Origin of the sequence: Streptomyces prunicolor (genome assembly GCF_045162825.1) — a bacterium.
Taxonomy (GTDB): domain Bacteria; phylum Actinomycetota; class Actinomycetes; order Streptomycetales; family Streptomycetaceae; genus Streptomyces; species Streptomyces prunicolor.
On sequence record NZ_CP108676.1, the window covers coordinates 7,675,426 to 7,689,685 of the forward strand.

Sequence of the window (14,260 nt, forward strand, 5' to 3'; positions counted from 1 at the left end):
GCGGGAGGGAGTCGGACGATGGCCGGTGCGCGGAAGAACGCGCCGCCGCGCGAGGACGTACTCGCCGCAGCCATGCGCATGATCGCCGAACGCGGTCTGGAGCAGCTCACCATGGCGGCGCTCGGCCGCGAGGTCGGCATGAGCAGCGGGCACCTCCTCTACTACTTCCACTCCAAGGACGAACTCCTGCTCCAGGCCCTGGAATGGAGCGAGGGCAGGCTGGGCGCCGAGCGCGGCCGCCTGCTCACCCGCAGCACGGCCACGGCCCGCGAGCGCGTCGACGCGTACGTCGACCTGTACGTCCCGGACGGGCACCGCGACCCGCACTGGACCCTGTGGCTGGAGGTCTGGAACCGCTCGCAGAACGCCGATGACGAGGCCCGTGACCGGCAGGCCGCCATCGAGGGCGTCTGGCACCGCGACCTGGTCGCGGTGATCGCGGAGGGTGTGTCACGGGGGGAGTTCCGGCGCGTCGACCCGGACCGTTTCGCCGCCCGGCTCCGCGCTCTCCTCGACGGTTTCTCCATCCATGTGGCGATCGGGCTGCGGGGCACGGACCGGACGCAAGTTCTCGGCCATGTACGGGAGTTCATCGACGAGGGGCTCCTCGCGGACGCGTGACCTTCCGTCCCGGTTGTACGCAATAAGGCCGATTGACCGTATGGCCGATGCTGCGTTTGCCTCAAGGGGAGCCCTCGGCGCAAGGGCCCGGGGGAAGACAAGGTTTCGGGGGGAACCATGTTCATGTCCGCACGCATCACCGTCGGTCTCGCCGCCGGCGTCGTGCTCGCCTGCACTGCGGTGACCGCGACCGCCGCACCGCACACGCCCAGCGTCGAGCGGGTCAGCACCGGCACGCACCACACCCAGGCCGACGGCGCCTCCGCCGCGCCGGCGATCAGCGCGAACGGCCGCTATGTGGCGTTCACTTCGGCCGCGACCAACCTCGTCCCCGGCGACCGGAACGGCGTCGCCGACGTCTTCCTCCGCGATCTGCGCACCGGTCGTACCCAGCGCGTCGCCGAGGGTCCGGCGAGTGCCCCCGCGCTGAGCGGGGACGGCCGCTACGTCGTCTTCGCCACGGCGGCCCCGCTCGCGAAGAGTGACGACAACGGTGTCGACGACGTCTACCTCCTCGACCGCCGCACCCACCGCACCGAGCGGGTCAGCACCGGCCACCCGACCGCGGCGAACGTCCACATGATGCCCGCGATCAGCGCGAACGGCCGGATGGTCGCGTACGTGACCTCGGCCCCGGACGCCGCTCCGGGCGACACGAACGGCCGGGACGACGTCGTGGTCCACGACCGCGGGACAGGCCGGAACCAGCTGGTCCAGTACACGACTTCCGGTGTCCTGGCCGACGCGGACGCCCTGTTCCCCGCCCTCAGCGCGGACGGCCGGTACGTCACCTTCGACACCCCGGCCCTGCTCGATCCCGAGCACGCGGACGTCTCCAAGACGAGGCTCGTGTACCTGCGCGACCTGCGCACCCAGACCACGGAACTGATCAGCCGGCCGAACAGGTACGCCTACAAGCAGTACGCGGACGCCTCGTCGATCAGCGGGAGCGGGCGGTCGGTGGCGTTCGAGTCCAGCCTCTACTACCTGGTGCCCGACGACACCAACAAGGCCACCGACATCTTCGTGTACGACCGGACGGCACAGACCACCGTCCGGGTCAGCACCGCCGCCGACGGCACCCAGGCCGACGGCGCGAGCGGCGACGTGAGCCTGAGCGCCAACGGCCGCTACGCGGCGTTCAGTTCGAGCGCCACGAACCTCGTCCCGGGGGACACGAACGGCGTCGCCGACATCTTCGTCAAGGACCTGCGCACCGGGGCGATCCGCCAGCTGACCGGTGGTGCCGACGGAGCCTCCAGTGTCGTCGCCCTCGACGCCGACGGTCGTACCGCAGCGTTCTCCTCCGCGGCCACGAACCTCGTCCCGCGCGACACCAACAGGGTCCCGGACGTGTTCATCCACCGGCACTGAACGACCGACCACCATCAACAGGGGGAACAGATCGTGGACATCAGAGCACGGGCCGCACTGGCCACCGCCCTCGTCACCGCCGCGGTGACCCTGGCGGGAACGACGGCGAGCGCCGCACCCGAGATCCCTTACACCGAGCGCGCCAGCCTCTCCACGAGCGACGGGCAACTGACCGACGCGTCGTTCGGGGCGGCCGCGACGGACGACGGTGTCGTGTTCACCACGAACGCGGCCGTGGACAGCGGGGACACCAACGGCCAGTCCGACGTCTTCTTCCGCAGCTCGACCGGGACGCACGCGGTCAGTTACGCGGCGAAGCCCGGCGACGTCATGGCCGACGGCCCCTCCTACGAGCCGTCGGCCTGTTCCACCGGCCGCATGATCGCCTTCGTCTCCCAGGCTGCCGACCTGACGACGATTCCACGCCAGGACCACGAACCGCTGATCTATGTGCGCAATCGCAGCGTCGGCAAGATCAGCCCGTTGCCGCGCAGTTATCAGGGAGTGCCGTTCACGTCGATGGGCGGTCCGGCGATCAGCTTCGACTGCCAGTGGGTCGCGTTCGTGGCCACGCTGCCCTCCACGCCCGACCACGTGGAGCAGGCGCGCGTCTACCGCTACCGCGTCTACGACGGCTCGATCGCGCCGGTCAGCCAGGTCTCCGAGGACGGCTCACGCGCCGCGGGCCGGCCCTCGATCAGCGCCGACGGCCGCCACATCGCCTACCAGTATTCGATCCCGCACCCGGGAGGCCCCGCCAACGACAGCGACATCTACGTACGTGACATGGAGACCGGGACCCTGGAGAAGGCGTCCGTGGCGCGGAACGGGGGAGCGGCGAACCGCGAGTCCACCGGACCGTCGATCAGCGCGGACGGCCGCCGGGTGGCCTTCGACTCCTACGCGTCGAACCTCGCGCACGGGGACACCAACGGCAGCGCCAACGTGTTCGTCCGCGACCTCGACACGGGCCGCACGCACCTGATCAAGGGCCAGGGCAGGGGCGCCTTCACCTACGGGGCCTCGCTCAGCGCGGACGGGCTCCGGGTCGCCTACGAGTCCGGACGACTGGCCCGTCCGGACGGGCCGCGCCAGGTCTGGCTCGCGGACCTGACGGCCGGTACCGCACAGCTCGTCAGCGCGAACGCGCGGGGCGGCCCGGGTGACGGGTCCTCGACGGACCCCTCCGTCCAGCCGGACGGACTGGCCGTCGCCTTCGCGTCGTATGCCGATGACCTGGTGCCTGACGACACCAACGGCACGCTCGACGTGTTCGTACGGCACCTGAGTTGATCAACCGGCTGTTCGCATCATGAGACGGACGGTGAGCACGGACGCGGGGTGTGCCAAACTGCGTCCGTGTTCTCGTTCGCCACGATTATTGGCAGCAGGCGCGCCGGTCCGCAGTGACCGCCTCGTACGACCAGGTACGGGCGGCCACCGTCGTCACTCGACCCGCGCGCAGACCTCTCGCACCCGCGAGGGGTTTTTCGCTTTTCTGGCCCACCTTCAGCCGGGAAAGCAGTGCGAGGGATCATTGAGGGACGGTGGAGCCGGTCATTCCGGTACAGACCGAGATTCAGATCCTCAGGAGCCAGAGACCATGACGGAAACCAGCGAACTCGACGATTCGTTCCACGTCTTCGACACGACCCTGCGTGACGGCGCGCAGCGGGAGGGCATCAACCTCACCGTCGCGGACAAGCTGGCCATCGCACGGCACCTGGACGACTTCGGCGTCGGCTTCATCGAGGGCGGCTGGCCCGGCGCCAACCCGCGGGACACCGAGTTCTTCGCCCGCGCCAAGCAGGAGATCGACTTCAAGCACGCCCAGCTGGTCGCGTTCGGCGCCACCCGGCGAGCAAAGGCCAAGGCGAGCGAGGACCCGCAGGTCAAGGCGCTCCTGGACGCCGGCACCGAGGTCATCTGCCTCGTCGCGAAGTCCCACGACCGCCATGTCGAGCTGGCCCTGCGCACCACCCTCGACGAGAACCTGGAGATGGTCCGCGACACCGTCTCCCACCTCGTCGCCCAGGGCCGCCGCGTCTTCGTCGACTGCGAGCACTTCTTCGACGGCTATCGCGCCAACCCCGAGTACGCGAAGGCGGTCGTACGGTCCGCCGCCGAGGCCGGCGCCTCCGTCGTCATCCTCTGCGACACCAACGGCGGGATGCTCCCGGCGCAGATCCAGGCGGTCGTCTCCACCGTCCTCGCCGACACCGGCGCCCGGCTCGGCATCCACACCCAGGACGACACGGGCTGCGCGGTCGCCAACACCCTCGCCGCCGTCGACGCGGGCGCGACCCACGTCCAGTGCACGGCGAACGGCTACGGCGAGCGCGTCGGCAACGCCAACCTCTTCCCCGTCGTGGCGGCCCTGGAGCTGAAGTACGGCAAGAAGGTCCTCCCCGACGGCAAGCTCCGCGAGATGACCCGCATCTCGCACGCCATCGCCGAGGTCGTGAACCTCACCCCGTCCACGCACCAGCCCTACGTAGGCGTCTCGGCCTTCGCCCACAAGGCGGGCCTGCACGCCTCCGCGATCAAGGTCGACCCGGACCTGTACCAGCACATCGACCCCGAGCAGGTCGGCAACACCATGCGGATGCTGGTCTCCGACATGGCCGGCCGCGCGTCGATCGAACTCAAGGGCAAGGAACTCGGCGTCGACATCAGCGGCGACCGCGAACTGGTCGGCCGGGTGGTGGACCGCGTCAAGGAACGCGAGCTCAAGGGCTACACGTACGAGGCGGCGGACGCGTCCTTCGAACTCCTCCTCCGCGCCGAGGCGGAGGGCAAGGCCCGCTCCTACTTCGAGGTCGAGTCCTGGCGCGCGATCGTCGAGGACCGCCCCGACGGCACCCACGCCAACGAGGCCACGGTCAAGCTCTTCGCCAAGGGCGAGCGCATCGTCGCCACCGCCGAGGGCAACGGCCCGGTCCACGCCCTCGACAGCACCCTGCGCGTAGCCCTGGAGAAGATCTACCCCCAGCTAGCCAAGCTGGAGCTGGTCGACTACAAGGTCCGCATCCTGGAGGGCAAGCACGGCACGTCCTCCACGACCCGCGTCCTGATCGCCACGTCCGACGGCTCGGCGGAGTGGTCGACGGTAGGCGTCGCGGAGAACGTCATCGCCGCGTCCTGGCAGGCGCTGGCGGACGCGTACACGTACGGCTTGCTGCGCGCGGGCGTCGAGCCGGCCGAGTAGGCGATCCAGAGGTTCAGCAGGAGTCCTCGGCGAGCTTCTCGAACTGGCCGAGGCTCATGACCTTGCCGTCGGCCCAGACCTGGCCGGGTTCGAGGGCAGTGATCTGCTCGGTGGTGAACTCCACGATCCCGTTGTACGAGTCACCGGTGATGTAGTGCCCGAAGACCAGCGTGTACGTGTGCTTCGGCAGGAGCCGCTGCTCGCCCCGGTGCCGGGCCCGCCAGGCCGCCGGCGGCGAGAACAGCGGGAACTCGGCGTCCCCGCTCAGCTTCTCCTTCCGCACATCCCACCCCGTGGTGACCGGCCCACCCTGAGCGCTCGCGGCCGACCCGTCGAGCGACGGCGACTGGTAACTGTCGTCCCCGCACGGCCGGATGAGCGCGTACGGCACCCCGTCCGCCCCGAGCCGTATCCCGGCCAGCGGCAGATCGACGGCAGCGCACCCGCTGAGCAGCAGACACCCCGCCACCGCACCCGCAACCGCCGCCGCACACCGACGACCCCGCGCCCGGCTCAGCACTTGTCGTCCACAAGGTCGTCGAAGTCGTCCCGGCTCATCGCGCGGTCGTCGGCCCAGACCTGGCCGGGGTGCAGCGACGTGAGGTCCTTCGCGGTGAAGTAGAGATCGCCGGTGTACTGGACGCCGCCGCCCTCGAACACCTTGAACGTCAGGGAGTAGGTGCGGCCGGGCGCCAGCTTCTGCGGCCCGGTCGCCTCGGTCCGCCACGAGCGGGGCGGCTCGAAGAGCGGGAACGTCGTCGTGCCGAAGGGCTCCAGCGGGGGCCCTACCAGGGGTGTCCGCCAGCCGGTGCCCAAGCTTGGGCTCTCCGCGCTTGGGCTCACCGCTGTCTCGCTCGTCGGGTCGACCATTTCCTCCTCGGTCCAACTGCCGAGGTCGATGTCCCCCGCGCGGTCGTGACCGCACGGCTTCACCAGCACGACCGGCTGTCCGTCCGTGCCCAACCAGGCCGCCGCCAATGGGAGTTGCGCGGGACTGCACGCGCTCAGTAACCCCACCCCGGCCGCCACACCCACAACCGCCCCCACGACACGTTTCATGTCCCGCCCCCCGTCGAGGGCGGGACATGACCCGCCCCGCCTACTGCAGATGCCACTTCTGGTTGGCAGCCCCCGAGCACGTCCAGATCTGCGCCCGAGTCCCGTTCGTAGACGTATTGCCCGTCACATCAAGGCACTTGTTGGCCGCCGTATTCACCACATCACCGGTGGTCGCGTTGTACGACCACTGTTGCGCGGCGGTTCCGTTGCAGTCGTACAACTGCACCTTGGCCCCGTCAGCCGTCGAAGCCGACGTCACGTCAAGGCACTTGCCGAGCGAGCGCACCGTGCCGTCGGTGCCCACGGTCCACTGCTGGGCGGTCGAGCCGTTGCAGTCGTAGAGCTGGACGGCCGTGCCGTTGGTGGTCGAACCCCCGGCCACGTCGAGGCACTTGCTCGCGAGGCCGACGAACGCGCCGGTCTGGCTGCCGCCGCCGGACTGCGTGCCCGCCCAGGTGAACGTCGCGGACGTCTTGCCGGGGAGGGAGTAAGTCGCGTGCTGGCCACCCCAGTTGATGGTCACCGTCTTCGCCGTGGACGCGTCGTTGTACGCGATCAGCGCCTTCGAGCCGTCCGGGTTGCGCCACGCCACGTTCGGCACGTTCGTGGACGCGGTGGAAGCGATCCGCTGGGCGCCCGGCCGTACGAACTTCGTCAGCTGGCCCATCGTGTAGTACTCGACGGTGTAGTCCACGGTCCCGCTCGCGCCGTCACCGTTGTGCACGGTGATCAGGCCGGTGCAGGTGCCGCAACCGCCGTTGTGCGGGCCCATGTTCTGGTCCACGGCCAACGACCACTTGGTCACCGACTTCGCCCAGTTGCGGGTGTAGTCGATGATGTTGTTCATGTCCTCGCGCTGCTGGTTGGCGATCCAGGTGCCGCCGGAGTGCTCGGTGCCGAAGGCGTCCAGCGTCGGGTACTGGTTGTGGACGGTGGTCTGCTTGGCGATGTCACCGCCGTAGCCGTGCCAGGCGATCCCGCCGAAGTTGGGGTTCGAGCGGACGGCCGCGTCGTCCACGGTCGCCGCCGCGTACGAGTCGTAGACGTCCCAGTTCCAGTCGTGCGCCAGCACCTTCGTCGTCAGGCCGGACGCGTTGAGCTTCGGCAGCAGCTCACTCTTGGTGAAGTACGCGAGCCCGGACGCGTTCCAGCTCATCGACGGGTAGCCGGAGCAACACGTCGGCTCGTTCTGGACGGTCACGTACGAGACCGGAACGCCCTGATCCTTGTACGCCTGGAGGTACTTGACGAAGTAGTTGGCGTAGGCGCCGTAGTCCTCGGACTTCAGCCAACCCCCGTTGAGGGAACCGCTGTCCTTCATCCACGCCGGCGCCGTCCATGGCGAGGCCATGACAGTCAGAGACGGGTTCAGTGAGAGCGCCTGCTTGGTGAGCGGCACGACATCGGCCAGGTCGTGCGCGATCGAGAAGGAGTTGAGGTTCGGGTCGGTCTGACCGGCCGCCACGTCGTCGTACGAGTAGCCGTACCGCGCCAGGTCGGAGGCGCCCATCGGGTTGCGCAGGAACGACAGGCCGATCCCGTCGGTCGGCGAGAACAGCTTGGTCATCGTCGCGTTCCGCGTCGCCGTCGACAGCGCGCCGCTGCTGTTCATCAGCCAGGCCGCCGTGTCCGTGAAGGACGCGCCGCCCCCGGTGAAGGTCTGGTAGCGAGTGTTCTCGTCGACGGTGATGTTCTCGCCGGTGCCACCCGTCCCGGACGAGAAGGCGAACGGCGTCTGGGCCTGGAGGCCGCGGGTGACATGGCGTCCGGCGGCGTCGTCGGTGGTGGTGAGCCAGGCCGTGACCTGTTCACCGGCAGCGTGCGCGGGGGGTACGGCCGCGGTGAAGCCGGCCACGGAGAGCAGTCCGGCGAGCAGCAGCCGGGCCGTGCGGGGGGTTCTCCTGGACATGGATGCGTTAGCCCTTCCTGACGAGATGTCTTGACGGGTCTGCGGGCCGTTAGTTAACTCACGGCGTGATCTAAGTCATGAGTGAACTGTGCGAACCCAGAGTGAACCAGAGCTCCAGAGCCGAGGGAAGGTCCATGCCAAGAACCGCCCTGCTCGTTTCCACCGCCCTGTGCGCCGCGCTGCTGTCACCGGCCGCCGTCTCCCAGGCGGCCGCCGCCGCCGATCCGGCCCCCACCCCCGTCGACCGCTTCGAGGGCGAGGTGCCCTTCGCGAGCCAGCCCGCCGAGGGCATCTTCACCTGGGGCGGTGACACCGACGACCCGCCCCAACTCGCCCTGACCGCGAGACCGGACGCCCCCGAGGGCGAACACGTACTCTCCGGCACCTACGACATCAGCGGCTACGGCGGCTTCACCCACGACTACGCCGCGACCGCGCCCGCCCACGACTGGTCGGCGCACCAGGGCATCCGGTTCTGGTGGGACGGCCAGAACACCGGCAAGGCCACCAACTTCGAGATCAAGGACGGCGGCGCGAACGGCGAGGCCTCCGAGCTGTGGACGACATCCTTCACGGACGACTTCACCGGCTGGAAGCAGATCGAGATCCCGTTCACCAACTTCGTCTACCGCACGGACTACCAGCCCGTAGGCGGCATCGACCACGTCCTCGGCCTGACCCAGATGTGGGGCTACGCGGTCACGCTCCCGGCCGGCGTCAAGAGCCAATTCGCCATGGACGACGTCGAGTTGTACGGCAAGGCCGACCAGTCCCTGCGCGCCTCCGTGACCACCGACGCGGCCGTCTACCCGGTCAAGGAGGGCGGTACGGCCACGGTCAAGGTCACCGTCGCCACCACCGGCGCCGTCCCGCTGGACGACCCGGTGACCGTCGCCTACGCGCCGGACGGCGGCACCGCCACCTCCGGCAAGGACTACACCCCGGTCTCCGGCACCCTCACCTTCCCGGCGGGCACCGTGTCCGGCACCACCCAGACCGTCAAGGTCCGCACGCTGAAGGACAGGTCGGCAGAGAACGCCGAGACGATCCCGCTCAAGCTCACGGTCACCGGCGCCAAGGCCCCGGCCGAGAACCCGCAGGTCGTCGTCGACGCGCACGGACTGCCGTACCTGGACAGCAAGTTGCCCATCAAGAAGCGCGTCGCCGACCTCGTCAAGCGCATGTCGCTGGAGGAGAAGGCCGGGCAGATGACCCAGGCCGAGCGCGGCGGTGTGGGCACCGGCGCCGACGTCGCCACCTACGACCTCGGCTCCCTGCTCTCCGGCGGCGGCTCGACCCCGACGCCCAACACGGCAGCGGCCTGGGCGCAGATGATCGACTCGTTCCAACTCCGGGCGCAGGCAACGCGGTTCCAGATCCCGCTGATCTACGGCGTCGACGCGGTGCACGGCCACAACAACCTGGCCGGTGCCACGATCATGCCGCACAACATCGGCATCGGCGCCACCCGCGACCCCCAACTCGCCGAGAAAACAGGCGCGGTGACGGCCAGTGAGGTCCGCGCGACCGGCGTCCCGTGGGACTTCGCACCCTGCCTCTGCGTCACCCGTGACGAACGCTGGGGCCGCTCCTACGAGTCCTTCGGTGAGGACCCGGCGCTCGTGCAGTCCATGGAGACGATGATCCAGGGTCTCCAAGGCGCCGCGAACGGCAAGCAGTTGAAGGACGACGACAAGGTCCTCGCCACCGCCAAGCACTTCGTCGGCGACGGCGGCACCGCGTACGGCTCCTCCACGACGGGCACGTACACGATCGACCAGGGCGTCACCACGGTCACCCGGCAGCAGCTGGAAGCCATCCATCTCGCCCCCTACCAGACGGCCGTCGACCGGGGCATCGGCACGGTCATGCCGTCCTACTCCTCGCTCGACATCGTCGGCGACGGCCTGGGCCCGGTGAAGATGCACGCCCGTGCCGACATGATCAACGGCGTCCTCAAGAACCGGATGGGCTTCGACGGCTTCGTCATCAGCGACTGGAACGCCATCGACCAACTCCCCGGCGACTACGCGTCCCACGTCAGCACCTCGGTCAACGCGGGCGTCGACATGATGATGGTCCCGTACAGCTACAAGGACTTCAGCTCGACGCTGATCGCCGAGGTGAAGGCGGGCCACGTCACCGAGAAGCGGATCGACGACGCCGTATCGCGCATCCTCACCCAGAAGTTCAAGCTCGGCCTCTTCGAGAAGCCGTACGCCGACACGAGCAACGCCTCGAAGATCGGCTCGACTTCGCACCGGGCCGTGGCGCGGCAGGCGGCGGCCGAGTCGCAGGTGCTGCTGAAGAACGCGAACAACGTCCTCCCGCTGAAGAAGTCGCAGAAGGTCTACGTCGCCGGTTCCAACGCCGACGACCTCGGCAACCAGACCGGTGGCTGGACCATCACCTGGCAGGGCGCGTCCGGCACCAACACCACCGGCACGACGATCCTCCAGGGGATGAAGAACGCCGGCGGGAATGTCACCTACTCCAAGGACGCGTCCGCTTCGACCAGCGGTTATGACGTGGGCGTGGTCGTCGTCGGCGAGACCCCGTACGCCGAGGGCATCGGCGATGTCGGCAACGGCAACGACCTGACGTTGACCCCCGCCGACCAGGCAGCCGTGGACAAGGTGTGCGCGGCGATGAAGTGCGCGGTGCTGATCGTCTCCGGGCGCCCGCAGTTGATCGGGGATCAACTCCCCAAGATCGACGCCGTGGTGGCCTCCTGGCTGCCCGGCACGGAGGGCGACGGCGTGGCCGACGTGCTCTACGGCAAGCGGTCCTTCACCGGCCAACTCCCGGTCACCTGGCCGAAGTCGGAGGCCCAGCTCCCGATCAACGTCGGTGACACGTCGTACGATCCGCAGTTCCCGTACGGCTGGGGACTGACGACGCTGACGAAGGCGCCGACGGGTGGCACGGCCACCCTGAAGGCGCTGGTGGCCGCCGCGGGGAAGACCCGGTCGTCGGCGACCGGCAAGGCGCTCGTCACCAAGGCGCGGCTGATCGTGCAGGCGAAGGTGGGCCAGAACGTCACGGCGGCGGTGTCGAAGCCGTTCGCCGACGCGGACCATCTGCTGCTGACCGGCAAGTACGCGGCGGCCGTGAAGAAGCTGGAGGAGGCGTACCGGGCGGCGTAGGTCCTGCCCGATGACTCACCGCACCCCCCGCGGCCTCAACGGCGCGGGGGGTGCGGTGAGTTGGTGTCGGCGGGCAGTTCCACCGTGACGCGGAGCCCACCGTCCGGGCGCGGGGTCAGCGTGAGGGTGCCGTCGTGTGCGCCGGTGATGGTCTTCACGATCGCCAGGCCGAGGCCGACTCCCTCGTGGTCGGTACGGACGCGCTCGGTGCCGCGCTGGAACGGCTCGGTGAGGGTCGAGACCTGGTGGGCGGTGAGCGGGTCGCCGGTGTTCTCGACCGTGAGGACGACGGTCCTGGCGCGGACGGCGGTGGTCACCCACACGGTGCCCCGCTCGGGCAGGTTGTGGACGATCGCGTTCTGCACGAGGTTCGTGGTCAGTTGGAGCAGAAGCGTCTGCGAACCGTGCGTGGGGGTGATGTCGCCGCCGGTCTCGACGGTGACGCCGTGTTTCTCGGCGAGCGGGAGGAGCGTCTCGGTGGCCTCTTCCGCAAGGAGGGAGAGGTCGACGGGTGCGCGGGTGAAGGACCGCTGGTTGGCGCGGCTGAGCAGGAGCAGGGCCTCGGTGGCGTCGATCGCCCGGGTGTTGACGGTGTGCAGGCGGTCGATGATCTGGCCGGTGTCGTGGTCCGGGTCGGCGCGGGCCAGGTCGAGCAGGGACTTCGAGATCGCCAGCGGGGTGCGCAGCTCGTGGGAGGCGTTGGCCGCGAACCGCTGCTGTTCGGCGACGTGGGCTTCGAGCCGGGCGAGCATCGCGTCGAAGGCGTCGGCGAGTTCGCGGAACTCGTCCTTGCGGCCCGGCAGTTGGATGCGGTGGGACAGCGAGCCGTCCGTGGCCATCCGGGTGGCGTCCGTGATGCGGGTCAGCGGGGCGAGCATGCGGCCGGCGAGGATCCACCCTCCGACCAGGCCGAACACCAGCAGGAACCCCAGGGCGACGGCGGCGACCGGAGCGAAGGCGCGCAGCACGGACAGGGTGTAGTCGGGCTGGATGATGAGCCCGATGTGGGGCACCCGCGTCAGGAACAACCACGCGGCGGCGAGCAGCAGGACACCGGCGAGCATGAGGAATCCGACGTAGCTGAGGGTGAGTTTGAGACGGACGCTCAACCCGGGTGCCCTATCCACGGTCTTCCCCGTGGGCTCCGTCGTCTCCGGCCTCGGGTCGCGCGTCGATGCGATAGCCGACACCCGGCACGGTGGCGATGATCCAGGGCTCGCCGAGCCGCTTGCGCAGCGCCGAGACGGTGATGCGCACGGCGTTGGTGAACGGATCGGCGTTCTCGTCCCAGGCCCGCTCCAGGAGTTCCTCCGCGCTGACGACACCGCCCTCGGCGGCGACGAGGACGTCGAGCACCGCGAACTGCTTCCTGGTCAACGCGACATAGCGGCCGTCCCGGTAGACCTCCCGGCGGAACGGATCGACCCGCAGGCCCGCCAACTCCCGTACGGGCGGCCTGTTGTGGGCGCGTCTGCGGTCCAACGCCCGGAGCCGGAGCGCGAGTTCCTGGAGTTCGAAGGGCTTCGTCAGATAGTCGTCGGCGCCGAGTTCGAACCCGGTGGTCTTGTCGTCGAGACGGTCGGCGGCCGTGAGCATGAGGATCGGCATACCGCTCCCGGAGGCGACGATACGGCGCGCGACCTCGTCGCCGGAGGGACCGGGGATATCGCGGTCGAGGACGGCGATGTCGTACCTGTTGACGCTCAGCAGCTCCAGCGCGGTGTTGCCGTCACCGGCGATATCGGCCGCGATCGCCGCGAGACGCAGACCGTCGCGGATGGCCTCCGCGAGATAGGGCTCGTCCTCGACGATCAGAACACGCATACGTTTGATGCTGGAAGTCGACACATGTCGTTGATGCTAGAAGTCGGCACCTATCGTCCGCGTATCGAAAACCCGATACGCGCCGACAACACCGGGCGGCCTTTGCTGACGTGGTGATGATCCCCCGGATTCCCCTCGCCCCCTGGAAGCGCGGCCCGGTGTTCGCCGTGCTGGCCCTGCTGCTGGGTCTGCTCATGCTGCTGCACGCCCAGGTCCCGACCTTCGCGGGCATCGGCAGCCTGGTGGAGAACCTCCTGCCGTGGCTCGGCGTGTTCGTCCCGGTGCTGCTGGCCGGGGCGGTATGGCGCCGCTCCGCCTCGGCGACGGTCGCCCTGCTGCTGCCGGTCACGGTGTGGCTGAGCCTCTTCGGCGGGCTGCTCGTCGACAAGTCCCACCCGGGCGGCGACCTCACCGTGGCCAGCCACAACGTCAGCGCCGACAACCCCGACCCGACCGGCACCGCCCGCCAACTCGCCGCCTCCGGCGCGGACTTGCTGGCCCTGGAGGAGCTGACCCCGCAGGCCATGGGCACGTACGAGAAGGGGTTGGCGAAGGCGTACCCGTACCACGCGGTGCGGGGTACGGTCGGCCTGTGGAGCAAGCTGCCGCTGTCGGACACCCGGCCGGTGAATGTCGTACGGGGTGATGTCGGGCCGCTGGCGAAGACCAAGCCGGCCGACGCCCCGAAGGAACCGACCCGGGCACTGCGCACCACGGTGACCACGGACCTCGGGCCGCTCGCGGTCTACGTGGCGCACCTCGGGTCGGTCCGGTTGATGCCCAGTGACGGCTTCTGGACGGACTCGCGCGACTTCGGCGCCCGCACGCTGGGCAAGGCGGTCGCCGCCGAGCCGAACAAGCGGGTGGTACTCCTCGGCGACCTGAACGGCACCACGGACGACCGCGCCTTCCACACCCTCACCGCACGCCTGAGCTCGGCCCAGGAAACGGCAGGGAACGGCTTCGGCTTCACCTGGCCGGCGTCCTTCCCGATCGCGCGCATCGACCAGATTCTGGTACGGGGGGTGGAGGCGCGGAGCGCATGGGTGTTGCCCGGGACCGGCAGTGACCATCTGCCGGTGGCGGCCCGGATCAGCTGGTGAGCACCGGCCAAAGGGA

Annotated in this window: 11 protein-coding genes; 6 read left to right on the plus strand and 5 right to left on the minus strand. The window is 69.4% G+C overall.

The genetic code is table 11. From position 1 onward, the window contains the following. Nucleotides 1–18: 18 nt before the first annotated feature. The 4 genes from OG588_RS35410 to cimA all read left to right on the plus strand — a co-directional run bounded on the left by OG588_RS35410 (nt 19) and on the right by cimA (nt 5,203). Nucleotides 19–621: a TetR/AcrR family transcriptional regulator gene (locus OG588_RS35410; RefSeq protein ID WP_405950797.1), complete on the plus strand. Its 603-nt coding sequence runs from the start codon at nt 19–21 to the stop codon at nt 619–621. A gap of 123 nt (nt 622–744) precedes the next feature. Beyond that, a complete protein-coding gene (locus OG588_RS35415) occupies nt 745–1,995 on the plus strand; it encodes a TolB family protein (RefSeq protein WP_405950798.1) in 1,251 nt (416 codons plus the stop codon). Nucleotides 1,996–2,028: 33 nt separating this feature from the next. Further along, entirely contained in the window at nt 2,029–3,288 is a 1,260-nt protein-coding gene (locus OG588_RS35420) for a hypothetical protein (RefSeq protein WP_405950799.1), read from the plus strand. 310 nt (nt 3,289–3,598) lie between these two features. Then, a complete protein-coding gene (cimA, locus tag OG588_RS35425) occupies nt 3,599–5,203 on the plus strand; it encodes a citramalate synthase (protein ID WP_405950800.1) in 1,605 nt (534 codons plus the stop codon). Between the two features lie 13 nt (nt 5,204–5,216). Here cimA and OG588_RS35430 read toward each other — a convergent pair whose 3' ends face one another. The 3 genes from OG588_RS35430 to OG588_RS35440 are packed head-to-tail and all read right to left on the minus strand — an operon-like array spanning nt 5,217 to nt 8,171. Further along, nucleotides 5,217–5,672 (minus strand): hypothetical protein, encoded by a 456-nt coding sequence (locus OG588_RS35430; protein WP_405950801.1) that lies wholly within the window; start codon nt 5,670–5,672, stop codon nt 5,217–5,219. 44 nt (nt 5,673–5,716) lie between these two features. Beyond that, entirely contained in the window at nt 5,717–6,262 is a 546-nt protein-coding gene (locus OG588_RS35435; RefSeq protein ID WP_405950802.1) for a hypothetical protein, read from the minus strand. 40 nt (nt 6,263–6,302) lie between these two features. Then, the gene (locus tag OG588_RS35440) at nt 6,303–8,171 is read right to left on the minus strand and encodes a ricin-type beta-trefoil lectin domain protein (protein WP_405950803.1); all 1,869 of its coding nucleotides are present in this window, start codon (nt 8,169–8,171) and stop codon (nt 6,303–6,305) included. Nucleotides 8,172–8,305: 134 nt separating this feature from the next. Here OG588_RS35440 and OG588_RS35445 point away from each other — a divergent pair, with 134 nt between their 5' ends. Beyond that, a complete protein-coding gene (locus OG588_RS35445) occupies nt 8,306–11,317 on the plus strand; it encodes a glycoside hydrolase family 3 protein (protein WP_405950804.1) in 3,012 nt (1,003 codons plus the stop codon). 35 nt (nt 11,318–11,352) lie between these two features. Here the strand turns inward: OG588_RS35445 and OG588_RS35450 are convergent, their stop codons facing one another. Together OG588_RS35450 and OG588_RS35455 are read right to left on the minus strand one after the other, a co-directional pair. Further along, nucleotides 11,353–12,426 (minus strand): sensor histidine kinase, encoded by a 1,074-nt coding sequence (locus OG588_RS35450; RefSeq protein ID WP_405950805.1) that lies wholly within the window; start codon nt 12,424–12,426, stop codon nt 11,353–11,355. A 10-nt stretch (nt 12,427–12,436) separates the two neighbouring features. Next, nucleotides 12,437–13,141 carry a response regulator transcription factor gene (locus OG588_RS35455; protein ID WP_405950806.1) on the minus strand — a complete coding sequence of 235 codons (705 nt, stop codon included), beginning with the start codon at nt 13,139–13,141 and terminating at the stop codon, nt 12,437–12,439. A 116-nt stretch (nt 13,142–13,257) separates the two neighbouring features. Here OG588_RS35455 and OG588_RS35460 point away from each other — a divergent pair, with 116 nt between their 5' ends. Further along, nucleotides 13,258–14,244 (plus strand): endonuclease/exonuclease/phosphatase family protein, encoded by a 987-nt coding sequence (locus OG588_RS35460; RefSeq protein ID WP_405953289.1) that lies wholly within the window; start codon nt 13,258–13,260, stop codon nt 14,242–14,244. Nucleotides 14,245–14,260: the final 16 nt, after the last annotated feature.

Bases quoted from the DNA above. Each gene is read 5' to 3' on its own strand.
- OG588_RS35410 (WP_405950797.1), top strand. From the start codon at position 19: ATGGCCGGTGCGCGGAAGAACGCGCCGCCGCGCGAGGACGTACTCGCC.
- OG588_RS35415 (WP_405950798.1), top strand. From the start codon at position 745: ATGTCCGCACGCATCACCGTCGGTCTCGCCGCCGGCGTCGTGCTCGCC.
- cimA (WP_405950800.1), top strand. From the start codon at position 3,599: ATGACGGAAACCAGCGAACTCGACGATTCGTTCCACGTCTTCGACACG.
- OG588_RS35435 (WP_405950802.1), bottom strand. From the start codon at position 6,262: ATGAAACGTGTCGTGGGGGCGGTTGTGGGTGTGGCGGCCGGGGTGGGG.
- OG588_RS35440 (WP_405950803.1), bottom strand. From the start codon at position 8,171: ATGTCCAGGAGAACCCCCCGCACGGCCCGGCTGCTGCTCGCCGGACTG.
- OG588_RS35445 (WP_405950804.1), top strand. From the start codon at position 8,306: ATGCCAAGAACCGCCCTGCTCGTTTCCACCGCCCTGTGCGCCGCGCTG.
- OG588_RS35455 (WP_405950806.1), bottom strand. From the start codon at position 13,141: ATGCGTGTTCTGATCGTCGAGGACGAGCCCTATCTCGCGGAGGCCATC.
- OG588_RS35460 (WP_405953289.1), top strand. From the start codon at position 13,258: ATGATCCCCCGGATTCCCCTCGCCCCCTGGAAGCGCGGCCCGGTGTTC.